The organism is Caballeronia glebae, from assembly GCF_001545035.1.
Classification (GTDB): Bacteria; Pseudomonadota; Gammaproteobacteria; order Burkholderiales; family Burkholderiaceae; genus Caballeronia; species Caballeronia glebae.
In genome coordinates, this window is the sequence record NZ_FCOJ02000021.1 from 29,285 (window position 1) to 52,522 (window position 23,238).

A 23,238-nucleotide genomic window follows, 5' to 3' on the forward strand; every position below is an offset into this window, starting at 1 on the left:
CAAGCGGGCCATTACAGCCAACCTGTCGGAGACATCAAGGTATTAGGTGAGACGTCATATGTCAACGGGTAAAAATTAAGGATTGTCCCGAGTACGCGAACCCGAATCACAGCGTTCAACCAGCGTTTTTGCTTCCAGACCGCTTTCATTTGACGTGCTGGACCAAGCCGCGTAAATAATGCTCGGATGGTGCAACGGCGGGGCCCGATCGCCGGATAAGCAGCATCTTGGCACGCTTGATCCGCTCTGGACACGTGACGAGTTAACCGAAAGGAACGTAATATTTTCGAGAAATAAGTTCTTCGCGCCCTTTTTTGGTCGCTCTTTTGCGACTCCAGGTTTCGCTGCATTAGGTCGACCGTCGGACGGAAAAATGCACTGCCATCACATCGGTCGGTCATGCTCAAAGAGCGCGCTGGCCGCAGCGTTGTTGGGCATGTCCGTTGTGGTTTTGGGAATTCGATGATGCACCTCCCTCCGGTGCGAACAGACCCGAGAGCTGAAGGTCTGTCGTTCAGCCCGCACGCCACAAAATACGGGTCCCAAAAGGTATGCTGTTGTTACCTTTAGCATTGATCCCGCTCTCTCGATGAAGTCCGTGCTGGCATTCGACATCACCACCGGATTACCCACATCAGGAAGTGTCCGCACTTCGGAATCTTCGCTAATTCGACACGTCCTCGACGCATCTTCTACGGAGTCGTCGGTGAGAATCAGGTTCACGCGGTCACACGGACAACAAGGCAGTCGTTTTTCTGCGCAGCCCACTCCCCGGACGACGATCGGAGCCTTGGTATGCAGGCAAAAGCGCAGGACCGCAAGTTCCAAAAACCGAACGCAGCAATCATTGGCCCGATCTTCTTGCTCACTGACACACGGATTCTCCGGGCCGTCCGCATCGGAAAAAACGTAGGGTCAACTGCGGTGAACTTGGAGCGGTGCAAACGTCTGCGCTACCGGCATCAACTCGATAGCGTTGATATTCACGTGCGCCGGTCTCGTCGCAATCCAATACGCTGTGTCGGCAATATCCTCAGCCGTCAGCGGCTGCACGTCTTCGTAGACGGTGGATGCCTTAGCATCGTCGCCTCGAAACCTCACCTTCGAGAATTCTGTCCCGCCAACAAGCCCAGGTTCGATGTCGGTTACGCGTAGAGCGGTGCCCGCCAGGTCGGATCGCAGATTAAGGCTAAATTGCCGTACGAAAGCCTTGCTCGCCCCATATACATTTCCACCGATGTAAGGGTACGTGCCCGCTACCGAACCCATATTCAAGACGTGTCCTCGGTCGCGCTCCACCATTCCGGACACGACCGCATGCGTCACGTTCACGAGCCCCGTACAGTTCGTATCGATCATGTTCTTCCAATCTTCAAGACTTGCTCGCTGCGCGGGTTCCAGCCCCAGCGCAAGACCGGCGTTGTTCACCAAGACATCAACCTCCAGAAAGTCTCTCGGCAAAGTCGTTACTGCCGATCTGACCGCCTCTGGATCTCGCACGTCGAGCTCGACAGCCAAGAGCGCGTCCCCGAGTTCCTGCGCCAGACCATCCAAGCGATCTTTACGTCGAGCTGCGGCGATCACCTGATGGCCACCCTTTACGAATCTGCGAGCGATTGCAGCACCAAATCCGGCTGAAGCGCCGGTAACGAAAACGATCATGAGGATAACTCCAGAAGAACAGATGGGTATGCGGGGTGCGTCAAGGCGCGACGTTGCGGTGGTCGAAGGATACGTTCATCGTTGATCAGTGGGCAAGTAGGCAGTCGGCTTCAAACCCGTCGTAGCTCGATAACACGCGGTTCCGTATCTGGAACTAGATAGAGAAAAAGCGCCCTCACCCTTTTGGCTCAAGGGCTCACCGATACTCACCCCGTTTTTTCATATCAAAAATGAATGAGGCGGCATCGGAATATTTCACTTTTCGTTATCTCGGACGGGGCGCAGAATTTGTCTTGTGTCGGCGCAAGACGCTCTGTTGGCTCACCGGACAGAGCGCTGTGCGACCTATCCGCCACGACTTGGACTATAGGCCTCGCGCGAGGCCCAGAGACATCGAACGCGCTGAGTTCCGCTTCGGCTGAGGGCCATTGCTCACAGTTGACCGAACGTCGATCGATGTTTGACAGACACAAAACATCTCGTAAGAGGCACGCATGAACGTACCGCATAACGATCTCCTGGACCCGACGCTTCCGATGCCGGGATCCGACATAGAAACTCCCTGCTTCGTCGTTGTCGAAGATGCAGTCGAGCACAATCTCCGCGTGACTGCTGAGTTAGCGGGCGGCGTCCATCGCATGGTGCCTCACGTGAAAACTCATCGCTCGCCTTGGATCGCGAAGTTCCTCGTAGCGAATGGGGTAACAGCGTTCAAGACTGCCACGCCACGGGAGGTCGAAATGGTGCTTGAAGGCGGCGCCAAAGAGGTTATCTGGTCTTACCCGACCACCAGCTCTGCGGCAATTACTCGTGTCATCAAAGCTGCCGATGCATACCCCGAGGCGTTGGTGACTGGCCTGGTCGATACTGAGCTCGGCCTGGACTTGTGGATCAAGGCCCTCGCCTACGGCAAGCATCCCAATGTGAGCCTGCGTGTAGACATCGACCCTGGGATGGGACGGACTGGCGTCGAGATCGGGGAACCCGCACTCGCTCTCGCAAGGAAGGTTCAGCAATGCGCGAAATTCAACGGCTGGCATGTCTATGACGGACATATTCAGGATGCGCAAGCCGCCGCTCGTGAAGCACGGTTTTTGACGATCCTCGAGCAACTGAACTGTATGTTGGCTCAAGCCGAGAAGGAAGGGCTCAGCACCGATGTAGTCGGTGGCGGTAGCTGGACCTTCCCGTTCTGGGCGAAACACTCAAACGCGCGCGTCTCGCCGGGCAGCTGGATTTATTCGAGCTCCCAGCATCAGGTCGACCTTGCACACTACGGTTGGAGAGTCGGCGCATTTGTGGTTTCGTCCGTGCTTTCAGCTCACGGCGAGACCCTCACGCTGGACGCCGGCTCGAAAGCGATCGCCCCCGACATTCCCATGGATAAGCGATTCTTCGGGGTTGAACGTATCGTAGGGATGAAGGAAGAACATACGATCGCTGCTGCGCCGAATCTGACTCCCGGCGATCGAGTAGCCCTCGTTCCGCGCCACGCCTGCACAACAGCGTATCTCTACCGTCGCGCGCTTGTCCTGACAAAGGACGGCACCTGGGAATATCGCGACCAGCTCGGTTGCGAACGCTAAGGAAAACCATGGACACTTCTGACGCCCTTCCGGCTGGCGGGCATTACAACAAGTGGCGTGTCGTCGGCGACCTCATGTTCTTCGCCGGCCAAGTGCCGCGGGATGACGACCGAAAAATCCTCGGCGAAACACTCGAAGAGCAAACGGTCGCCACGATCCGAAACGTGCAAAAGGTTTTGCAGAGCGCCGGGTGTGATCTGAAGGACTTGGTTCAGATCAGAGCCTATCTGGCCGACCCGTCTGACTTCTCTCGGTTCAATTCGGTGTATGCCGAAGTGATGGGGGAAATTCGTCCACCTCGCACCATGATTTCCTGCCAGTTGAACGGAGTGCTGGTTGAAATCGACGGGGTTGCAGCCAAGCCCAGCGTTTAGCAAGCCGTTGTTCATCGACCGTAGAGGTGCTGTACGCGACGCATCCGCTGCACCTCGCCTAACGACTCAGAAGGATTACTCAGGAGATCCAATTTCCTGACGCTGAGATAGTACACCCCGATTCACCATCCGATCGACCTCAAGCACGCGACGGATCGCACGTTGGTCATAGATCAGCAATTTTGAGACGTGGCGACCGAACCTACAATTGCCAACATCATCTCCTGACGAGCGAAAGCCATGTTCAGACGAAGCATCCATACCATTGAGCAGATTGATCCTGACTTATACGCCGCCATCCAAAGCGAGAACGGTCGTCAAGAAGACCATATCGAACTGATCGCATCTGAAAACTATACCTCGCCCGCCGTACTAGAGGCTCAAGGTTCGCAGCTAACTAATAAGTATGCGGAAGGCTATCCCGGAAAGCGGTACTACGGCGGTTGCGAATTTGTCGACGTCGTCGAGCAGCTCGCCATCGACCGAGCGAAGCGACTGTTTGGCGCAGAATCCGCCAACGTCCAACCGCACTCCGGCTGTCAAGCAAATCAGGGCGTCTTCTTTGCTGCACTGAAGCCTGGCGATACGATCATGGGTATGAGTTTGGCTGAAGGCGGCCACTTGACCCACGGCATGCCGTTGAACATCAGTGGGAAATGGTTCAATGTCGTGAGCTACGGCCTCGACGCCAACGAGGACATCGACTACGAAGCTTTGGAGCGACTTGCTCGAGAAACAAGACCGCGACTTATCATCGCCGGCGCGTCCGCATTCTCCCTGCGTATCGATTTTGAACGGATTGCGAGTGTTGCTAAAGCAGTCGGCGCACTTTTCATGGTTGACATGGCCCATTACGCTGGGCTGGTGGCGGCAGGCGAGTATCCTAGTCCAGTGCCGCATGCAGACTTTGTCACATCCACGACGCACAAAAGCCTTCGTGGTCCTCGTGGCGGCCTTATTCTGATGAAGGCGGAGCATGAAAAGGCAATCAATTCTGCTATTTTTCCTGGCATTCAAGGTGGACCGTTGATGCACGTTATTGCGGGGAAAGCAGTCGCTTTCATGGAAGCGCTGTCGCCAGAATTCGGATTGTATCAACGACAAGTGATTAAAAATGCACGCGCGATGTCTGACGCCTTGATCGCTCGCGGACTTCGAATCGTTTCCGGCCGCACCGAAAGTCATCTGATGCTTGTAGACTTGCGCGCGAAAAATATTACGGGAAAGGATGCCGAGAAGCGACTGGGCGATGCGAACATCACCGTCAATAAGAACGCGATACCCAACGATCCGCAAACTCCCTTTGTCACTTCCGGAATCCGCTTGGGATCGCCCGCTATCACGACCCGCGGCTTAGCTGAATACGAATCCCGGCAAGTCGCAAATCTCGTCGCCGATGTGCTCGACAATCCTGATAGCGACGCGAACATCGCTCGTGTTCGCGAACACGTTGGCATCCTGACGAAGCAATTCCCCGTCTACGACTAATCTACCCCTTCTAGGCCGGCGGCCACCGACTGCGTTCGCGGACGCGAGCACGTGTTCCACTTGAGGTGAGCAGATAAACTAATCACGGCGCAAGGACAGAAAGACGATCCCTACTACGGCTCCAACCGGCATCTGCTGCGCCAGCTAGCTCCAGCGCTGCGAAACCGCAACCTGGAGCCGAACATTGGACGCCCGAGTCTGGTTCCGCTCCGCTCTGTACCAAACCGTCCGACAAGCGTGAGTTGTCGTTCGGTCGTGTTGTCGACGTCGACACCTTGCTCGTACCACGGGGCTCGCTTCCAAGGCAGGTTGAAATACTTGATTCGTCCGCATCGTCCCCCATGGCTGGTTGCAGCATCTTGCCGCACCCAGCCATGTCCCTGCTGTCGATGCAAGGCGCCGCCTCAAAGGTTCGCTACGCCGGACGTAGAGCGCTTTAGTTCGCTGCAGCACCAACACAGAATATATGGGAGCGGCCTGTACGAAAACCTATTCATTCGGCAATCGGACAACCGACCCAGCGTACTTTTTGTCCGTAGTGTCTTTGACGACTGTCACGTAGAGGTTCTTCTCGCCCTCGTCAAAGGCTACATTGGTGGTTCCATCCCCCTCGGCTATCTTGAAGACGTGCAGAAGTTGTCCTTTGGGCGAGATCTTCAACACCTTCCCACCTTTCCACTGGGCGACGTACAGATTGCCGGCATGATCAACTTTCATGCTGTCGGGGCCGAGCGCCATCGATTTGACGGGATCATCCACGAGAAGATTCAGAAACGCGAAGTTCGCCCGGTCGTGCAACGAGCCATCGCTGTTAATCTTGAACATTTTGATCGTGTTCCCGAAGGTCTCTGCCACATAGAGTGTCTTCTGGTCCGGAGAGACCGCGATGCCGTTCGCATGGTTCAGGTGGTCAGCGACGACCTGCCATTGCTTTGCGCCCGGCCTCAAGTAAAGCACCTTGCCCACAACAGGCGGCTGGTCTCCGCCCGGACCTGTGAGCGTCGCATATGCGCCGTCATTCGAGGTGACGACGATGTCATTTACACCACCGGCCATTGGCTGACCTTCAGCAACAGTTTCCCACCGGCGCAACTCTTTGCCGTTCAAATCGGTTTCGATGATGGCGCCAGGCTCGGCGTCGCACGCAAGAAGGAACGTCTTCCTTTTAGTAAGCGCCAAACCATTTTGGCTACACTTGGAATCACTGTTGATGACCGTCTGTTTCCCGTCATCCATCCGCACCAATTGATTGCTCTCCCACCCGACAAAGTAGAGTTTTCCATCAACAACCAATGGCCCCTCCGGACCCAGCACGTTGCTCGCTACGACCGTTTCCTGGGCCGGCGCAGCGATGGTTATAAGCAGTCCCAATAATGCTGCGATCCTCAGACGAGCTTTCATAACATTCCCTCCTTGTTCACGACGTGATGGTTTTCGAAGCTTGACCACGAAGAGATTGTGCATAGAGCAAATACCCTAAGATAGGGAATTTTTGCGATGTTTCGTCAGTCGTTCCTGCGATGCAAAGCCATGGTTTTCCAGTAGTCGGACTTGCTATCGGAAGGTCTCAAAAAAAAAGCCCGGCGCGCGGGCCGAGCAAATAGCGCGCTAACGCTGAGGGAGCTGTGCATGGATGTCGTTCGCGAGCGCCACTGGGCTCGAAGATCCGTGTGGATCGTATATGGCATGAAGCTGAGGAAGCGCAAGAACGAGCGCTTGTTGAACTCCGGCATGCAGCTCACAAATGCTTGATATGAAACGCCTCACGGTGCCTGAGGCTGCGTTTAGTGCGTACGCTGAGCGCATGCGCGAGGATGGTTCGACAGCAAGACGAATTTATCGGAGCCACCTTCCAGTGCGTCAATCGCGCCGTGCGCAATGTCGTAAACCCACCCGTGCAGATTGATTTTCTTTTGTTCGAGAGCCAGTGCGATGGATGGGTGTGTTCGTAGGTTGGCGAGTTGAGCGATGATGTTGTCTCGCACCAATGCATCGAGCTTTTCCGCGGGCGATGCGTGCTTGCGCGACGCGTTCACGACTCGCGCGGCATCGGCATGCCTGAGCCAGTTCGCGACTGCTGGCAAATGATTCAGGCACATGCAGGTTGAGATGGCCTTCATCGCTCCGCAGTCAGAATGTCCACAAATTACAATCTCCTTCACACCCAGCACGGCGACTGCATATTCGACCGATGCAGAGACGCCGCCGGGCTCAGGGCCGTATGACGGCACAATGTTCCCCGCGTTGCGAATCACAAAGGCCTCACCGGGTTCACGCTGTGTGAAGAGCTCTGGTACGACGCGGCTATCTGAGCACGTGATGATGAGCACTTCAGGACTTTGGGACCGCGCCAACTGTTTGAAGAGTTCGGTTCGCTCGGGAAACACTTCAGTCTGGAACTTAATGAAACCGTTAATCAAATTTTGCAAAACACATCTCCAGAGCGGCCCGGTGACCGAGGAAAAACTCAGTCGCGCCGGCGACCGACCTGCCCCCGACGACCTTTAGAGTGCTGCGAGTTCTTCAGTTATCCCAAGGAACCGCTCAATATCGCCGGGTGCATGGCAGTGAAGCGGTGAGAGTCGTACTGCTCCCTCTATCCCGAATGACTTCAGCATGCGTCCCGAGTACACGCTCGTTGCGACTCGTTCATAGACCACCACACCTCGCTTTTCGTATTCGCGAACGGCTTGAGCCGCTTCAAGCCTCGCAAAGCCGACCCCGACGATTAGGTCGCGCCGCTCGAAGTCGTCATGGTCCCAGAACACATCGACACCGGGCATTGCCCTCAAACCTCGATGCGTGCCGTGACCATCAAGCAACGCGACAAGCAGAGCGCGTTCGTGCAACTCAATCCGGTGCATCCCTTCAAGGAAGAGCTCTCGACGGTCTTGCTTACCGCTGTACTGTGAGCCGAGCCATGCGACATAGTCGACGATCTTTGAAACCACCGCGAATTGCCCTGGAGTAGGTGTGCCCAACTGCCAGGATTCCTGCGGCTTTGCGAGCAACCGATGATGGGTTAACGCCGCGACTCGAGGCGAAAGCCATGCGATACCTGACCCACGACATCCGAAGAATTTGTATGGAGCGAAATTGATGCCGTCGACTGGCGTCTCCTTGAGGTCAATTACTCCGTGCGGAGCGTGTTGCACAGCGTCCACGACAATATAGAGATGCGGGTTTTTGGCTCTCGCTCGGTTAACGATTGTGGACAGGTCGAACTTTGCGCCCGAAATGTTCGATGCGTACATAACGCTGAGGAGGACCGTCTTGCTGTCCACAAGCCCGACTATCTCGTCGACATCAACGCCCCCGGTCTCCGGGTTGCTTCGTGCGATTCGCAACTCGCGACCTGTGCGCTCGCAGTACATCTTCACTGAGTCGAAAGATGACGGGTGCTCGAGTATGGTCGTCACCGCGTTGTCGCCAACCGAGTTTTCCATCACGGCTCGAACCATGTCAAACATAGCCTCGGAAGCCGTGAGCGCAGTAAAGATGCTTCCTCCACTTGCATTCAGTATCGTGCGGACGTCGCTTTCACCTGTTGCGATGACGTCCTGCAGATGCAGCGCGCTTGCATGGATTCTCTCGGGATTGTCCGGAATAGTATCCATTGCAGCGAATGCGGCAACGGCGTCCTTCAGCCGGAAAGAGCCGCCGGCATTGTCGAAGAACAAGCGTTCACGTCCGCTCGCGTCCACATCGACCAGATGGAACTTGCCCTTCACATCGCCCATCACGGCTTCTGAGAAAAATTCTCCGCGACAATTCATTCAAGATGCTCCTATTCGACGCCGTTTCGGCGAGGGTCTCTTAGTCCGCGCGCTGCGCCGGTTCCGAGAAGTTGAAAAGAACTGTCGCGCAGTCGACGATGTCGCCGTCGGCCGGAATAACCTCATCCAGGCGCATGTCTTTCGACGCTACAACCGGCGAGTATCCATTGGCAATTTTGATGAACCCGATAATTGTCCCGAGTGTCACATCGCACGGCAAGCTTCTACGCACCTTTCCACTTATTGCCGGGTGCTGAGCATAGAAGTGTCCAATCGCGGGAGATTTGAGCTGCTTGCTGGCTTGCGTACTCAGGGGCTGAACTTGCGAATTTGCCCCTGCGAGCATGGGAACGCCTGGCCGCGCTTGATCGCGCCGAAAAAGCGAGACGCGAAAGCCGGGCGTGCTCAGCTCCAGTTGGTTGATGGCGCTTTTCTCGACGCTGTCGCGTAACGCGCGTGTCCATGCCACGACATCTGCAGGACCTCTGTCTCTGATCTTCGCCGTTTTGGCGTTCGGATTGCTATTCACATTCCCTCCCATCGGGCGCGTTGGAACCGGACAGCTTTCTTACAACGTGCGATGTAGGATTCGACGTCAACGAGTCCCTCCACCGCTTGCTCGCGGGTAACTTTTCGGAATCGGATTTGCGAGCCAATTGGACATTGGGCAAGCTTCCACAGGTCGGCGCGAGCGACAACACCTACTTTCGGATAGCCGCCTGTCGTATTAGCGTCACGCATCTGAATGATGGGCTGACCGCCCTGTGGAAGCTGCACCACCCCAGGCAGGATTCCGTGAGAAAGAAGCTCGACCGTTTCCTTGAGTTGAAGCTTCTCTCCTGCTAGACGGTACCCAAGTCGATTACTGTCAGGCGTTACGGTCCACGGCTCATTCCAGAACACCTTCTCGCTGATATCGCTCAAGCGCACACATTCCGCTGCCGGTACGACGCGAACCTTAGTTACACCAGATTGCATTTCCTCTATCGACATAAGTGCTTCAAAGGCACTTTCCACCCCGAAGCCTCCGGCCGGGAGCGCGCCAGCCCTATGTACGGCCCCGTTCCCGTCAAGGGTGTCGCCACGTCTGAGAAAGCGGCCGTCGTGAGACCCGCCAAATGCTCCCTTAAGATCCGTGCTTGCAGAACCCATCACGCGTGGCGCCTCTATGCCGCCGTACACGCTTAGGTAGCCGCGAACGCCCCGCAGCATGCGTGAGACATTCAGCGTTTGCCCGGCCTTCGCTTGCATTGCCCACCATGGCGGCACTGCGACATTGTCTAACATGGCTTCGCAGCAAGCGCCCGTGAGAGCGAAGGTCACATCCTCACGGAAGACTACCTTGAACGGTGCGAGCGTGATCTCGATGGCCGCTGCAGATTCCTCGTTTCCGAGGAGAATGTTGCATACACGCAGCGCGAGGTCGTCCATCGCGCCGGAGGTGCCCACACCGATACTGCGGTAGCCATGTCGCCCCAAGTCTTGAACTGTAGCCAAGGGGGCCGCATTCAGGATTTCAATCACAGCTCGACGGTCTCCACGACAAAGGTGACGCGGTCACCTGGCGCGAGCAGCGCGGGCGATTCACGGTTCGGGTCAAAAAAGGGAAGCGACGCTTTGCCGAGAATGTGCCAACCGGATGCCGAAGCACAGGTGATAATTCCGGCCTGCTTGCCTGCAATCACGACCGAACCAACCGGCACGCAAGCGCGAGGACTGGCGCGTCGGGGCACCGAAAGCCGAGAATCAAGGCCGAATAGATACGGGTAACCTGGATGGGCGCCTAGCGCCTGTACAACATATTCGCTGCCACTATGCAAATCGACAACGTCGCGAGCACTCAACCCGGTCTCCTTGGCGACCGACCGAAGGTCGATACCGTTGTCGCCGCCGTATTTCACTGCGATTTCGACAGTGCGCCCGGCGCGGACTAACGGTGGGGTCTCGCGCCACGCACAGAGCAGGCGCTCCTTCAGCTTTTCAAAGTCGACGGACAGAGGGTCGAAGAGGACCATCAGATTGTTGATGCCAATGGAGACTTCCCTGACTTCGGGCCAGCTTTCAACCTCGGCGGCCACACCCCAAACGTGTGACTGGCTGTCGGCGGTCTGCTCAAGGCCTCCGTCCAGCATAACCGCGGCCTCTCCCATCAGGGTTAAGAATGGTTTCTCGGTATGCATCTGCGCCTTCCGTGAAGCTGTAGGGGCGCGAGTCAGCGCCCGGCATAAGGTTGAATCGTCCAGCCATCGCGAACCAAGCGCTTGCGGACCGCCTTCGCCATCGGGACGGCCCCCGGCGAGTCGCCATGAACGCAAACGGTGTCGATTTCGACCGGAATCCGCTTGCCTGATTGCGTGATGATGCAGCCTTCGGCAACCATATTTGCCACCCGCTCCATCGCGACCTCTGCGTCGTGAATGACAGCGCCAGGCTGACTGCGTGGAAGAAGGCGACCTTCTTCTGTGTACGCACGGTCGACGTAGATCTCCCGCGCGACCTGGAGCCCAGCGGCAATTCCTGCCTTCTCCAAGAGGCTGCCTGCCATGACGGAAAGCCTCAAACTCGAGTCAATGCCAGCAATGACCTCCGCAAAATCGGCGGCTGCTTCCTCGTTGTCGGCAACGAGGTGACCAAGGGCACCATGAGCCTTCACGTGCGTGATTCGGTGCCCCGCAAGTTTCGCCACCGCGGCGAGCGCGCCGATTTGATATGCGACCAGCTGTTTTCGCTCTTCTCGCGAGAAAGGAATCTCTCGCCGGCCGAAGCCCCAGAGATCTGGGTAGCCCGGATGCGCGCCAACGGCTACGCCACGGCTCAATGCTGCTTTACAGATGGTCGACATAATCATCGGGTCGCCACCGTGATACCCACAGGCAAGATTTGCGGTGGACGCGATATTAAGCATCTCCGTATCGGAGCCCATCGCGTAGGCTCCAAATCCTTCGCCCATATCGCAGTTGATGTCGATTGCCTTCATATTTGCTCCTTCTGTTCGCTCCGGCGCGTCGCTACGCAATTTATGCCGCTTCGCGCTCTCTCTTCAGCTTCTCTTCAAGGTAGTGGATGTCGGCGCCACCTTCGATGAATGCGGCGTCGTGCAGCAGGGCCATGTGTAGCGGGATGTTCGTTCGAATGCCCTCAATTTCTAGCTCGGACAGCGCGACTCTCATGCGGCGAATCGCTTCTTCCCGCGTTTTCCCGTAAGCGATGACCTTTGCGACCATAGAATCGTAGAAGGGAGGCACAACGTACCCGGGGTAGACATGGGAATCGAAGCGGATACCAGGACCGCCAGGAACTCGAAGGGACGTTATCTTGCCCGGTGACGGCAGTAACGTCTTAGGGTCCTCGGCATTGACACGGCATTCGATTGCATGGCCGCGGGAATCAACCATCTCCTGCGAGATCGAAAGCTTTTCGCCGGCGGCGATTTTGATCTGTTCAACAACAATGTCGAACCCGGTCACAGCTTCGGTCACCGGATGCTCGACCTGCACGCGCGTGTTCATTTCGATGAAATAGAACTCTCCGTTCTCGAAGAGAAACTCGAAGGTTCCGGCGCCGACATAGCCCATGGCTTCGCAAGCGTCGACGCATCGCTGTCCGACCTCTGAAAGCTTCTCTGGCGCAATGAGGGGTGCAGGAGCCTCTTCGATGACCTTCTGATGCCGACGCTGCATCGAACAATCTCGCGCGCCAAGCCAGACAGCCTTGCCGTGGGTGTCTGCGATAACCTGAATCTCGACATGTCGCGGCGCCCGCAGGTACTTTTCCATATAAACGTCGGGCTGCCCGAAGGCGAGACGAGCTTCCTCGCTCGTGGCTGCGACGGCAGCCACAACATCTACCTCGTCATACACGACCCGCATACCGCGCCCTCCGCCGCCACCCGCTGCTTTGATTATGACCGGCAGGCCGATACTCTGCGTCATCTCACGAATCTCACCCGGGTCACCCGAAAGCGCCTTTGTGTAGCCAGGCACGCACGGGACGTCGGCACGAACCATCGCCTGCTTCGCAGACACCTTGTCGCCCATCAGTCGAATCGTCTCCGAGCGAGGCCCGATGAAGACAAGTCCCTCCGCTTCCACGCGCTCGGCGAATTTCGCGTTTTCGGACAGGAAGCCATACCCAGGGTGGATTGCCTGGGCGCCCGTCGCGAGGGCCGCGGAAAGAATCGCGTCGACGTTGAGGTAGCTCTTCGCAGACGGCGGGGGTCCGATGCAGATTGCCTGGTCCGCATCGCGCACATACACCGCATCGCGGTCCGCCTCGGAAAAGACAACGACTGTTTTGATACCAAGAGCCTTGCATGCCCGCTGCACGCGAAGCGCAATCTCCCCACGGTTAGCGATAAGAATCTTTTCGAACATCGTGCGTACCGGTTATTTGCGAAGAGCGTGGATACAATCATTCAATTGCAAACAACGGAGCACCGTAGTCCACAAGTACACCGTTCTCGCAGAGAACTGCCTTAATCGTTCCCGATTTTTCCGCCGTTATCTCATTAAGCATCTTCATTGCCTCCACGACGGCCAGAGTGTCGCCGACGCTCACCACACTTCCCACCTCGACGAATGGCTTGTCCTGTGGTGTACGCGCTCGGTAGAACGTACCCACCATCGGTGAAGTGACCTTGAAGTCCTCGGGCTCTTTCCGCGCGGCGGCGCTTACGGGCACGCTCGCCGGTTCAGGGCCGGATTCCGGTTGAAAGACCTGTGGCTCCGAGATGACCGGAGCCGCCCTTTGACCGCGAGTGGATTTAGAAATCCACAGGCGGCAATCCCCTTCGAACAGTTCCAGCTCATTGAGCTGAGACTCGGAAAGAATGTTAATGAGTTGCTGAATCTTCTCTATGTCCATGTCCATCCACCTGCGGGTATCAAGCCGGCGCTGTGGGCCGTGCGTTGTTCGGGCTGAGCAATTGTTGCTCCCCATTAAGTTGAGGACAAACGATATTTACTGAACTGTTAACATGCAAAAAGGTGTTGTAAACGCGGAAAGCGCCCGCTGTCGGTGCTTCGCGGCGACAAGACAATGTCACAGCGAAAAACGATGGGACTTTACTTTTTCTCATGAAAAACTATCGAAAAATATCGCTGTTTTTGGCCTTATTGGCGCGGAACAATTTTCATATGCCTTCGCGGCGACAACCAGGAGCTGTTCGATGACCCCTTACGAGTTTCGCCAAAGCGTGCGTCGCGGCGAATTCACCGGAAACACCGCAGGTATCTGCGATGGCTACATCCAGGCGAACGTAGCGATTTTGCCCAAGGAGGTCGCCGATGACTTCGCCGGATTCTGCGGCGCAAACCCCCAGGCATGCCCCATTCTCGCGGTGTCCGAAGCTGGCAGCCCATATCTGCCGACCCTCGGAAAGGACATCGACGTTCGCACCGATGTGCCCGGTTTTTTCATCTATCGCGACGGGAAGTTCGCTGGTGAAGAACGCACGCTACTCCAGCTCTGGCGCGATGACTTCGTGACCTTCGCAATTGGCTGCTCGTACTCGTTCGAGCACATTCTTAAGACTGCCGGGCTGCGCATTCGCCACCTAGAGCTCGGGTATGGGGTTCCTGCGTACAACACGAACATTCCGAACAAGCAGGTAGGACCGTTCGGAGGAAATCTGGTCGTCTCAATGCGCCCGTTCAATGCGGCCGACACCATTCGAGCGATCGAGATTACGTCAGGCTATCCCAACGTTCACGGAGCGCCGGTTCACTTTGGTGACCCCGCTGCCATCGGCATCCGTGATGTCGATGAAATTGATTACGGCGGCCGCTCCGAGGTCCGCGATGGCGAGTATCCGGTTTTCTGGGCATGTGGTGTCACTCCTCAAGTGGCAATGATTAGCGCCAACCTTCCGCTCGGTATCGGGCACGCGCCGGGTCACATGCTTGTGACAGACCTTCCTTTATCGACACTCACGTCAAACTAATCAACCCATTGGACGGAGACCCCAAGTGCATACGAAGGATACTGTATCGTCGATTTCACCCGCTGCGACGGCGAACGCCGCGGGTGATTCCCGCACGCTTTACACAAAGGTCGCATTGAGGGTTCTGCCCATCCTCGTTGCGTCTTACTTCTTTGCCTATCTTGACCGTGTAAATGTCGGATTGGCGAAACTCCAGATGCTGGATGATTTGAAGTTGTCGGAAGCGGCCTACGGATTCGGGGCTGGAATCTTCTTTCTCGGATATCTGTTGTTTGAGGTGCCGAGCAACATGCTGATGGTAAAAATTGGCGCGAAGAAGACCTTGTGCCGAATTATGATTTTATGGGGATTTATCTCCATGGGCTTTGCTTTCGTGCAGACGCCCACCCAGTTCTACGTTCTGCGCTTCTTGCTCGGAGTGGCAGAAGCGGGCTTCTACCCCGGTATCATTTTGTATCTCACCTTCTGGTTTCCGTCGAACGTCCGAGCACGGATGACAGCGCTCTTCTACACGGCTGTCCCAATTTCCGGCGTGCTTGGTGGACCGGTAAGCGGCCTGATTCTTGAAAGCATGAAGCACACGGGAGGCCTTGCCGGTTGGCAATGGCTGTTCTTGCTCGAAGGCGCGCCCTCCGTGCTTATCGGCCTCTCCCTGCCATGGTTGCTCAACAACAAGCCAAGTGAGGCACGCTGGCTCAGCGCGTCCGAAAAGGATGCGATTGCCGCTGACCTGGCTGCAGAAAACGACCGCAAGATGGCTGCGGTCAATGGCGATACTTCGCTCATGGCGACCATCAAGAACCTGCGGGTCTGGCATTTGGTCCTAATTTGCTTGGGACAGTCTTTCCTGATTTACGGCATCTCGTTCTGGCTGCCGACCATCATCAAAGACCTGGGGATCTCGAATCCGCTTAACCTGGGATTGGTCACCGCGATTCCCTACGCCGCGGGTGCCATCGCGCTGAATGTGGTCGGCCGCAGTTCCGACCGCAAGCTGGAGCGTCGGTGGCACACCGCGCTTCCGTTCCTGTGCGCCGCCGTTGGCCTGGCACTCAGCGTACCCCTCAAGTCGTCACCGACGGCCTGCATCGTAGCGCTCACGTTCGCGACAGCGTCTGCCTACGCTGCGGCAACGATGTTCTGGACGCTACCCAGTCTCTTTCTGGCGGGAATGGGTATGGCTGCGGCAATTGGCCTCATCAACTCTTTGGGTGGCCTTGGCGGATTCTTTAGCCCCTACATCGTTGGTGTCATCAAGACCTCAACGGGAAGTACGGAGGGCGGCGTTCTTTTCATCGCAGCGATCGCGGTTATCGCGGGTCTGCTCGCACTCGCTTTGCCTCGCAAGCTCTCCAATCAATGAGATAGGTTGATAGGAGCTGGCTGCCCGGCCGGCTCCGATATACATTTCCAAGTCGGTGGATTAGTACAACTACATAGAACCATAGTATCTGGAACTCGGAACATGAAAACTCGATACATTGCCGCAGCGTGCCTGCTTTCCATGGGAAGCGTCTGCTACGCGCAGTCCAGCGTTACGCTCTACGGAATCATCGATACCACGCTTCGCTACAACAGCCATGCGAACGCGGCAGGCGACGGTCAGTACCTGATGTCTGACGGTGTCATTTATGGCAGCCGCTGGGGCCTGAAGGGCGTCGAAGACCTCGGTGGTGGCGCGAAAGTAATTTTCGTCTTGGAAAATGGCTTCTCGCCCGCGAACGGTACTTTCCTTCAAGGTGGACGTGAGTTCGGTCGTCAATCCTACGTCGGCTTGCAAAAAGACGTGTGGGGCACGCTCATGCTCGGTCGTCAATACACGGTGACCCATGACATCGTCTCTTCCCACGACCCTTTCGCATTGGCCAATCTCGCCATAGACGGCTACATTGGTGGCAACTACACGGGGGCCCGCCTCGACAACACCGTGAAGTACCGCAATACATACGGACCGTTCTACGTGGACGCTGCGTATACGTTCGGCAACGTTGCCGGAAGCATCCATACTTCGTCGTCGCCAGCCATTGGTCTTGGGTTCAATAGCGGCTACTGGGACATCGGTGCGACGTATCAAGTGATGAACGACGTCACGACTGCATACTTCAACCTTCCCAACCCCGCCAGTCAGCAGAAGGTCTGGTCACTGACTGGCACCTGGGATAACGGCACTACCCGTGCCTATTTTGGCTACGTGGGCTCGCGTCTCGACGTCGCGGGATACAACAACGACACTGGATACGTGGCAGTCAACCAGAAGTTCACTCCCGCATTTCGTCTGACGGCGGCGCTGTACTATGACCGGATGCGTCACAACAACGAAAGCGGCAATCGCTGGACGTTCTCGCCAATGGTCGAGTATTCGTTAAGTAAGGCAACGGTCGTCTATGCAGAGGCGGACTATACGAGACTGTCGGGCGTGTGGACCACGACGGCGGCCATCCCGGCATTCCAAACGCCATTTTATGGGCGTAACTCAAAGGTAGGCGCCGCGCTCGGCATCCGCCACCTGTTCTAAGCTCGAACACGGCCAACTGAACCGTATTACAGGCAAGGAAAAGGCGTACGACTGGCCGTACGCCTTTTCCATTTCTGGCTGGTCCGCAAGTCGGGCTGCTAACGATAGAATGGCTTTTTACGTCGGGAAAGCGACTGGGACATGCTCACGTTCAAGCAGATGGAAGCGCTCTACTGGATAGTTCAGCTCGGCTCGTTCGAACAGGCCGCGTCCAAGCTGAACGCCAGTCAATCCGCTATCTCGAAGCGAATTCAGGAGCTGGAAACGAGCTTCGACTTTCAGGTCTTCGACCGTCGCCATCGGACCGCGAGGCTGACCGAGAAGGGCAGCGAGCTCTTCGACTATGCGAAAGAGCTGCTTGAGAGGCGAGATGCGATCATCGACCGCGTCAGCTCCAAAGAGGTGCTGGTGCGGCGGATTCGTGTTGGGGTGACTGAGCTGACAGCGCTCACGTGGCTTCCGCGACTCATAGCGGCGATTCGTGAGAGCTACCCCAAGGTGCTGGTCGAAGCAGAAGTCGAGTCGACGGCGGAGCTTCGGGAGAGATTGACGGCAGACACCATCGACCTGGTCATCGTGCCACAGTCGGTCTTTACCGAGCGGTTCACGGTAACCAAGGTGGGCGCAGTCGAGAATGCTTGGATGTGTGCGCCGGCGTTGCACCCTGGGCGCTCGGTCATCCCGCTGGAGGACATCATCGAGTTCCCCCTCATCTTTCAGGGGAATGTCTCCGGAACGGGTCAGGTGTACACCCAATTTTTGAGCGAGAACTCAGTCAACCCAACGCGCTTCCTTGTATCCAACAACCTGATTGCGCAGGTCGGCCTAACGGTATCAGGGCTAGGCGTCAGCTATCTGCCCGCTCACTGCCTGGGCTATCTGGTGGACGCGGGAGTGCTTCAGATTTTGAGGACGCGACCGGCATTGCCACCCGTGCAGTACGTCGCACTCTACCGATCGGAACATCAGTTTTCGTTGAGCAGCCAGGTGGCTCGGCTCGCGAAAGAAGTCTGTGATTTCAAGGCCAACCTGCTCGCGCCGACGCTAACTTAGGTCCCGACTGCATCACCATTCCGCGGCCGCGAACGGCAACGATTCGCACATCCAGTCCCAATCGTAGGACGGGTCGCTCTTGTCCATCCCAGCATGCTTGATCGGGCTCAAGAAGTCGCCCCCGACGTCAAAGTCGCGATGTGACGACGCGTCCTCGCGTACGGAAGAGGTTTCGTTTCTGTCCATGATTCTCCTTGAATGTTTTCGGTTCTATCGAGATTGTTCGCGTTTGTCGAACGCTCAGAGGGAAGCCAAACTCTAGACGCACTTGACCTTAACGCAATGACGCGCAAGCTCGCGAGATGCGGTCACAGCCCTCACGAATAGACTTTTCGGAGGTCGCAAACGAGAAGCGCAGATGCGGAGACACTCCATATGCGCTGCCATCCAGCGTTGCCACTTTTGCTTCCTCAATCAGATATCTCACGACATCAAGGTCTGACGAGAGGACTTCGCCTGCGGGGGTAGTTTTTCCGATAAGGCCCGCGACCGACGGATAGAGATAGAACGCGCCTGTCAGTTCTCCGACGTCAAAGCCGGGAATACCGCTCAGCAGTTCACGCATCAGCTTGCCGCGTTGCTCGAACACCTTCCCCGCACGGAGCGGCGCGTCTTGCGACCCACCGAACGCCTCGACCGCGCCCGCCTGACTGATAGCGCTGGGACACGTCGTTGTCTGCGTGATGAGCGTGGTGATTGCGTTCGCCAGTCGGACTGGACCTGCACCATAGCCAATGCGCCAGCCGGTCATCGAGTACCCCTTCGATGCCCCGTTCACGATGAGCGCGCGCTCTTGAAGAGACGGAATGACAGCGACCGGAGAAGCGTGTGTCGCGCCGTTGTAGACAAAATGCTCGTAGATTTCGTCCGACATTACCCAAACATTGGGGTGCCGCTCGAGCACCTTGCCGAGCTCGACTAGTTCGCTACGGCTGTAGACCGCGCCCGTTGGATTGTTCGGCGTATTGAGAATGAGCCATTTCGTTTTCGGTGTAATGGCTGCCTCCAACTGTTCCGGCGAAAGCTTGAAGCCGGAGGACGCAGCGCTCGACACGATTACAGGTACGCCATCATTCACGACAACCATATCTGGATAGGAAACCCAGTACGGCGCGGGAATGATGACCTCGTCTCCAGGATTGAGCGTGACCGACAGCGCCAGGAAGATGATGTTCTTGCCTCCGCTGCCCACTACGATGTTTTCCGACTTGTAATGCAAACCGTTATCGCGCGCGAGCTTTTCGACAATGGTCTTGCGCAGCGCTGGGGTGCCGTTGGCCGCGGTGTACCGCGTTTGGCCCTCGCGCATTGCAGTAACGGCCGCTTCGACGACGTTTGGCGGCGTCGGCAGGTCAGGTTCCCCGATGGTGAAATCGATGATGTCCTGGCCCTCGGCGCGGAGCCGATCGACCAATGCCTTTGCGGCCACGCTTGCGGACGGCTTAATGCGGTTGAGACGCACGGAAAGTTCGATTGGTTTGTTCACGCTAATCCTCGATGCACTCGTTCAGGCGAGTCCCTTTGCCTGCAGAAGTTTGTCAATCCATTGCTGCTCGCGTCGACCGGTGGCGATTTCATCTTGAATACCCTGTTCCTTCTGAGCGTGCTTTCCCGCAAGAGCCAGCAACTCTTCCGCACATTCTTGCGGGAAGAAAACAAGACCGTCCTCGTCACCGACCACGAGGTCCCCGGGGTTGACGACTTGACCGCCGATGGAGACAGCAACGTTGAGTTCACCCGGACCGTCCTTATATGGTCCGCGGTGACTGACGCTACGGGCATAGCACGGGTAGGATTCGAATGCGGCGACGTCGCGGATAGCTCCGTCGATGACGAAGCCAACGCAGCCATGTTGCTCAGCGTGGAGCTTAATCAGTTCGCCGACCAAGGCATTGTGCTGTTCACCTCCGCCGTCGACGACCAGGACGTGGCCCGGCTGCATCATCATCAGCGCCTTGTAGATGATGAGATTGTCGCCGGGTCGCGTCTTGACGGTAAGCGCAGTGCCGACCAACTTGCCCGTCTTATTGAAGCGCGTGAGTCCCACTGCTCCGACCAAACGACCCATGTTGTCGCTCAGATGCGGCGTTACGACGTTCTTGAGGGTGTTAATTACATTGTCAGACGCGACGCTCGGCGCAGGATTGATACGAGAGCCAAGAAAACCCATGAGAAACTCCGTTAGAGGTTGCCACAACGCATAAGCGTCATGGGATATACGATAGCGGTCGAGATCAAACTAAAAAAGCGATTTTTGTTGATACAGATACATCGCTTTTGTTCCGATTAAGGCGGCGAGGCGCAAACGTGACCCCGCGCCGGGCAAGCGCAGAGCCGAAATCAAAAAGAGATCGAAGACTTTGGAAGAAGAAGCCCGCGGCCGAGCGCGAAGCGTGGTTACTTCGCTGGCGAGAAGACAGTCACTTCAATCTCAACGTCCACCGATTGCGAGAGCTTAGCCTCAACGGTGCTTCGGACGGGTAGGGCACCCTTGAAGAACTCGGCGTAGACCGAATTGAACCGGCCCATCAACTGAATGTCCGAAAGCCACTCGGTCGCACGCACGACCTGCGTCAGGTCCGAGCCAAGCTCCGCCAAGGTCCCTGATATCGTTTCGAGAACGTTGCGAGTTTGGACTTCAATGTCGCCGCGAAGCGGTTGGAGTTTCTCATCTTTCGGCGTCTGGCCAGAGAGAAACAGGAAGTCACCAGCGCGAACTGCCTTTGACAGAGGCGCAGTAAGAGGGCTTGAGAAGCGGGTTAGTTGAGTATTCCTCATGATTCTCCGATTGCTTCGGTTTTGAAACGTCGACTTGGGAGACAGGCCGACGGTTGCGGGATACTAAATTGTCGCTCGCTCACAGCAAAGACCGTCCGAGGCGGTGGGGCGTGAGGTGGATCGGCGCTTGCCTGTTCTGTGACGCACTCCGCCATGACGGATGGTTACGCCGACCCGTTGTCAAGAGCCCAGCTAAATCGGGTGTACCGCATCTATTGGCGTCGCCGTGTTCAACACTGTCCCAAAACATCCCTCTAAAGGAGGCCCCGTTCGATAGAAAAATCAGGCCTTGGCACTCGGAGGAACACCCTCCATCCGCCTGTCGTGACCCACGCAGTTTTCTATTGCGGGGCAAAAACTGTCACTTCGATTTCTAAATCAACCGCATTGGAAAGTTGAGCCTCGACCGTGCTGCGAACTGGCAACGCGTTTGCAAAGTATTCCTCGTAGACCGGATTAAATCGCGACATCAGCTTGATGTCAGACAGCCAGACAGTTGCCCGGACCACCTGCGACAGGTCAGCACCCAACTCCGAAAGAGTCGCTGAAATCGCGTCCAGGACGTTACGCGTCTGCACTTCAATTTCCCCTCGCAATGGCTGGAGATTGTCGTCCTTCGGCGTCTGTCCCGACAGAAACAGGAAATCGCCGGCGCGAACCGCTTTGGAGAGCGGCGCCGTCAGGGGACTCGGATATCGGGTCAGTTGATTGTTGCTCATGACGCTCCTTCATTTGTGTTTCCTCGGAGATACATCCTCCAACAAGGGAACATGGGGTTACTAAGCTGTTGAACGATCGGTTTGCAAAAAACGCTCGAGTCGGTACGGTTGGAGGTCCACTGGCGCCGCCAACCCTTGCAAGAGCGCCGACATGCATCGAGCCGTGATTGCTGACAACGTCAGTCCATTGTGCGCATGACCGAAGGCATAGGCGACTCTCGGAGAACTGCGCATCACCCCAATTGCCGGAAGACCGTCAGGCAATGACGGCCTTACACCCATCCAAGGCGTTGCGTCGATGCCGCTTAAATTGGGCAGGTAACGCTTCGCCAACCTCGCGAGCATGTGGGCTCTTTCCATGTTGGGCGGCGCGTCGGCTCGTGCGAACTCCGCAGTACCAGCGAGACGCAAACCTTCGTCCATCGGCGTAGCAGCGAAATGAGGTTCGCCGAAAACGACTGGTCGCTGAAGCCGAACACCGGCACGCGGCAGCATCAAGTGGTACCCGCGTTCCGACACCATCGGAACTTTCACGTCGAACTTCGCCAGGAGAGCGCCTGTTTGAAATCCCATAGCCAGCACTACGCGCTCAGCGGTAATCGTTTCGGTGCAGGTATGAATGCGCACATTACTGCCGACATCCTCGATGCCCCTGACCTCGTCTCTGACGAACCTCACACCGTCTTCTATGAGCCGTCTCGCATACAGTTCCCCTAACGCTCTCGGATTGCTGCACCGTCCAGAATTCTTGAAAAAGATCCCGCCGACTATCTCATTGCTCAATTCCGGCTCCATGTCCCGGATCAAATCTGCCGAAAGACGTTCAGCCGCCAATCCAAAAGAGTTCCAGGTGGGCAAGGCACGAGATTTAGCTTCCAAGCCAGCGAGTGTTCTAAAGGCGACTAAACCGCCCTCCCTGGTCAGAAGGTGCACAGCGTTAGCGGCCTCCAAAAGCTCAGAGAAACTCGCATAAGCCACGGACGTTAAGCTCGCAAGCCCGCTCAAAATGTTCTGATAGGAGTTGGGCTTGAGAGCCGAGACCGCCTTGACGGCCCACGGAAGCATCTTTGTCGCATAGTCCGGCTTGATTACGAGCGGCCCATCCTTTGAGAGCATAAACTTCGGCAACTGTCGCAGCATGTCGGGCGATGCTGGCGGAAATATATTGGCTTCGGACAAGTAACCAGCGTTACCGAATGACACGCCCTGCATCGGCTCGCTCTTTTCCACGACTGTCACCTTGAACCCATCGAGATGAAGTCTAAGCGCGATCGAAAGCCCGACGATACCTGCTCCAAGAACCGTCACGTCACGAGAAGTCATTCTTTTGCTTGCTTTTTCCGTCA

The 23,238-nt window shown here is 56.6% G+C and carries 23 protein-coding genes; 7 read left to right on the plus strand and 16 right to left on the minus strand.

The features are described from left to right. Positions 1–915: 915 nt before the first annotated feature. Positions 916–1,662, minus strand: a complete 747-nt coding sequence (locus AWB82_RS16240) for an SDR family NAD(P)-dependent oxidoreductase (protein ID WP_086968900.1) — start codon at positions 1,660–1,662, stop codon at positions 916–918. A 494-nt stretch (positions 1,663–2,156) separates the two neighbouring features. Between AWB82_RS16240 and AWB82_RS16245 the strand changes: the two genes are divergently transcribed. From AWB82_RS16245 to glyA, 3 genes are all read left to right on the plus strand, one after another. Further along, a complete protein-coding gene (locus AWB82_RS16245) occupies positions 2,157–3,248 on the plus strand; it encodes an alanine racemase (protein ID WP_086968902.1) in 1,092 nt (363 codons plus the stop codon). An 8-nt stretch (positions 3,249–3,256) separates the two neighbouring features. Then, positions 3,257–3,622 carry a RidA family protein gene (locus AWB82_RS16250; RefSeq protein WP_086968904.1) on the plus strand — a complete coding sequence of 122 codons (366 nt, stop codon included), beginning with the start codon at positions 3,257–3,259 and terminating at the stop codon, positions 3,620–3,622. A gap of 240 nt (positions 3,623–3,862) precedes the next feature. Then, positions 3,863–5,110 carry a serine hydroxymethyltransferase gene (gene glyA / locus AWB82_RS16255; RefSeq protein ID WP_086968907.1) on the plus strand — a complete coding sequence of 416 codons (1,248 nt, stop codon included), beginning with the start codon at positions 3,863–3,865 and terminating at the stop codon, positions 5,108–5,110. Positions 5,111–5,599: 489 nt separating this feature from the next. Here glyA and AWB82_RS16260 read toward each other — a convergent pair whose 3' ends face one another. From AWB82_RS16260 to accB, 9 genes are all read right to left on the minus strand, one after another. Next, on the minus strand, positions 5,600–6,511 hold the full coding sequence (locus tag AWB82_RS16260) for an SMP-30/gluconolactonase/LRE family protein (protein WP_159462592.1): 912 nt from the start codon (positions 6,509–6,511) through the stop codon (positions 5,600–5,602). 383 nt (positions 6,512–6,894) lie between these two features. Then, positions 6,895–7,539, minus strand: coding sequence for a carbonic anhydrase (locus tag AWB82_RS16265; RefSeq protein WP_086968911.1), 645 nt, complete (start codon positions 7,537–7,539; stop codon positions 6,895–6,897). A gap of 75 nt (positions 7,540–7,614) precedes the next feature. Further along, positions 7,615–8,886 (minus strand): aminotransferase class V-fold PLP-dependent enzyme, encoded by a 1,272-nt coding sequence (locus tag AWB82_RS16270; protein ID WP_086968913.1) that lies wholly within the window; start codon positions 8,884–8,886, stop codon positions 7,615–7,617. 40 nt (positions 8,887–8,926) lie between these two features. Then, on the minus strand, positions 8,927–9,415 hold the full coding sequence (locus AWB82_RS16275) for a hypothetical protein (RefSeq protein ID WP_143756742.1): 489 nt from the start codon (positions 9,413–9,415) through the stop codon (positions 8,927–8,929). Next, positions 9,412–10,410, minus strand: a complete 999-nt coding sequence (locus AWB82_RS16280; RefSeq protein ID WP_086968917.1) for a 5-oxoprolinase subunit C family protein — start codon at positions 10,408–10,410, stop codon at positions 9,412–9,414. The genes AWB82_RS16275 and AWB82_RS16280 overlap by 4 nt, the downstream gene beginning before the upstream one ends. Next, positions 10,407–11,066 (minus strand): 5-oxoprolinase subunit PxpB, encoded by a 660-nt coding sequence (gene pxpB / locus AWB82_RS16285; protein ID WP_086968920.1) that lies wholly within the window; start codon positions 11,064–11,066, stop codon positions 10,407–10,409. The genes AWB82_RS16280 and pxpB overlap by 4 nt, the downstream gene beginning before the upstream one ends. Before the next feature lie 32 nt (positions 11,067–11,098). Then, positions 11,099–11,863, minus strand: coding sequence for a LamB/YcsF family protein (locus AWB82_RS16290; protein ID WP_086968923.1), 765 nt, complete (start codon positions 11,861–11,863; stop codon positions 11,099–11,101). 40 nt (positions 11,864–11,903) lie between these two features. Then, entirely contained in the window at positions 11,904–13,259 is a 1,356-nt protein-coding gene (gene accC / locus AWB82_RS16295; RefSeq protein ID WP_086968925.1) for an acetyl-CoA carboxylase biotin carboxylase subunit, read from the minus strand. A gap of 37 nt (positions 13,260–13,296) precedes the next feature. Then, a complete protein-coding gene (accB, locus tag AWB82_RS16300) occupies positions 13,297–13,749 on the minus strand; it encodes an acetyl-CoA carboxylase biotin carboxyl carrier protein (protein ID WP_086969042.1) in 453 nt (150 codons plus the stop codon). Between the two features lie 304 nt (positions 13,750–14,053). Here accB and AWB82_RS16305 point away from each other — a divergent pair, with 304 nt between their 5' ends. From AWB82_RS16305 to AWB82_RS16320, 4 genes are all read left to right on the plus strand, one after another. Then, entirely contained in the window at positions 14,054–14,827 is a 774-nt protein-coding gene (locus tag AWB82_RS16305) for a putative hydro-lyase (RefSeq protein ID WP_086968927.1), read from the plus strand. A 25-nt stretch (positions 14,828–14,852) separates the two neighbouring features. Then, a complete protein-coding gene (locus tag AWB82_RS16310; RefSeq protein WP_235023324.1) occupies positions 14,853–16,190 on the plus strand; it encodes an MFS transporter in 1,338 nt (445 codons plus the stop codon). Positions 16,191–16,292: 102 nt separating this feature from the next. Continuing rightward, positions 16,293–17,342: a porin gene (locus AWB82_RS16315; RefSeq protein WP_086968929.1), complete on the plus strand. Its 1,050-nt coding sequence runs from the start codon at positions 16,293–16,295 to the stop codon at positions 17,340–17,342. A gap of 141 nt (positions 17,343–17,483) precedes the next feature. Beyond that, positions 17,484–18,395 carry a LysR family transcriptional regulator gene (locus tag AWB82_RS16320; RefSeq protein WP_086968931.1) on the plus strand — a complete coding sequence of 304 codons (912 nt, stop codon included), beginning with the start codon at positions 17,484–17,486 and terminating at the stop codon, positions 18,393–18,395. Positions 18,396–18,407: 12 nt separating this feature from the next. Here AWB82_RS16320 and AWB82_RS37655 read toward each other — a convergent pair whose 3' ends face one another. The 6 genes from AWB82_RS37655 to AWB82_RS16345 form a co-directional block, all read right to left on the minus strand. Beyond that, entirely contained in the window at positions 18,408–18,581 is a 174-nt protein-coding gene (locus AWB82_RS37655) for a hypothetical protein (protein ID WP_159462593.1), read from the minus strand. An 88-nt stretch (positions 18,582–18,669) separates the two neighbouring features. Continuing rightward, positions 18,670–19,881, minus strand: a complete 1,212-nt coding sequence (locus AWB82_RS16325; RefSeq protein ID WP_200818125.1) for a pyridoxal phosphate-dependent aminotransferase — start codon at positions 19,879–19,881, stop codon at positions 18,670–18,672. 21 nt (positions 19,882–19,902) lie between these two features. Further along, complete coding sequence (locus AWB82_RS16330) at positions 19,903–20,565, minus strand: RraA family protein (protein WP_086968935.1); 663 nt, start codon at positions 20,563–20,565, stop codon at positions 19,903–19,905. 227 nt (positions 20,566–20,792) lie between these two features. After that, positions 20,793–21,173 (minus strand): RidA family protein, encoded by a 381-nt coding sequence (locus AWB82_RS16335; protein ID WP_086968937.1) that lies wholly within the window; start codon positions 21,171–21,173, stop codon positions 20,793–20,795. 341 nt (positions 21,174–21,514) lie between these two features. Beyond that, a complete protein-coding gene (locus AWB82_RS16340) occupies positions 21,515–21,892 on the minus strand; it encodes a RidA family protein (RefSeq protein ID WP_086968939.1) in 378 nt (125 codons plus the stop codon). Between the two features lie 60 nt (positions 21,893–21,952). Beyond that, on the minus strand, positions 21,953–23,215 hold the full coding sequence (locus AWB82_RS16345; RefSeq protein ID WP_159462594.1) for an NAD(P)/FAD-dependent oxidoreductase: 1,263 nt from the start codon (positions 23,213–23,215) through the stop codon (positions 21,953–21,955). Between the last annotated feature and the right edge of the window lie 23 nt (positions 23,216–23,238).

Bases quoted from the DNA above. Each gene is read 5' to 3' on its own strand.
- AWB82_RS16240 (WP_086968900.1), bottom strand. From the start codon at position 1,662: ATGATCGTTTTCGTTACCGGCGCTTCAGCCGGATTTGGTGCTGCAATC.
- AWB82_RS16245 (WP_086968902.1), top strand. From the start codon at position 2,157: ATGAACGTACCGCATAACGATCTCCTGGACCCGACGCTTCCGATGCCG.
- AWB82_RS16250 (WP_086968904.1), top strand. From the start codon at position 3,257: ATGGACACTTCTGACGCCCTTCCGGCTGGCGGGCATTACAACAAGTGG.
- glyA (WP_086968907.1), top strand. From the start codon at position 3,863: ATGTTCAGACGAAGCATCCATACCATTGAGCAGATTGATCCTGACTTA.
- AWB82_RS16260 (WP_159462592.1), bottom strand. From the start codon at position 6,511: ATGAAAGCTCGTCTGAGGATCGCAGCATTATTGGGACTGCTTATAACC.
- AWB82_RS16270 (WP_086968913.1), bottom strand. From the start codon at position 8,886: ATGAATTGTCGCGGAGAATTTTTCTCAGAAGCCGTGATGGGCGATGTG.
- pxpB (WP_086968920.1), bottom strand. From the start codon at position 11,066: ATGCATACCGAGAAACCATTCTTAACCCTGATGGGAGAGGCCGCGGTT.
- AWB82_RS16290 (WP_086968923.1), bottom strand. From the start codon at position 11,863: ATGAAGGCAATCGACATCAACTGCGATATGGGCGAAGGATTTGGAGCC.
- accC (WP_086968925.1), bottom strand. From the start codon at position 13,259: ATGTTCGAAAAGATTCTTATCGCTAACCGTGGGGAGATTGCGCTTCGC.
- accB (WP_086969042.1), bottom strand. From the start codon at position 13,749: ATGGACATAGAGAAGATTCAGCAACTCATTAACATTCTTTCCGAGTCT.
- AWB82_RS16305 (WP_086968927.1), top strand. From the start codon at position 14,054: ATGACCCCTTACGAGTTTCGCCAAAGCGTGCGTCGCGGCGAATTCACC.
- AWB82_RS16315 (WP_086968929.1), top strand. From the start codon at position 16,293: ATGAAAACTCGATACATTGCCGCAGCGTGCCTGCTTTCCATGGGAAGC.
- AWB82_RS16320 (WP_086968931.1), top strand. From the start codon at position 17,484: ATGCTCACGTTCAAGCAGATGGAAGCGCTCTACTGGATAGTTCAGCTC.
- AWB82_RS37655 (WP_159462593.1), bottom strand. From the start codon at position 18,581: ATGGACAGAAACGAAACCTCTTCCGTACGCGAGGACGCGTCGTCACAT.
- AWB82_RS16330 (WP_086968935.1), bottom strand. From the start codon at position 20,565: ATGGGTTTTCTTGGCTCTCGTATCAATCCTGCGCCGAGCGTCGCGTCT.
- AWB82_RS16335 (WP_086968937.1), bottom strand. From the start codon at position 21,173: ATGAGGAATACTCAACTAACCCGCTTCTCAAGCCCTCTTACTGCGCCT.
- AWB82_RS16340 (WP_086968939.1), bottom strand. From the start codon at position 21,892: ATGAGCAACAATCAACTGACCCGATATCCGAGTCCCCTGACGGCGCCG.
- AWB82_RS16345 (WP_159462594.1), bottom strand. From the start codon at position 23,215: ATGACTTCTCGTGACGTGACGGTTCTTGGAGCAGGTATCGTCGGGCTT.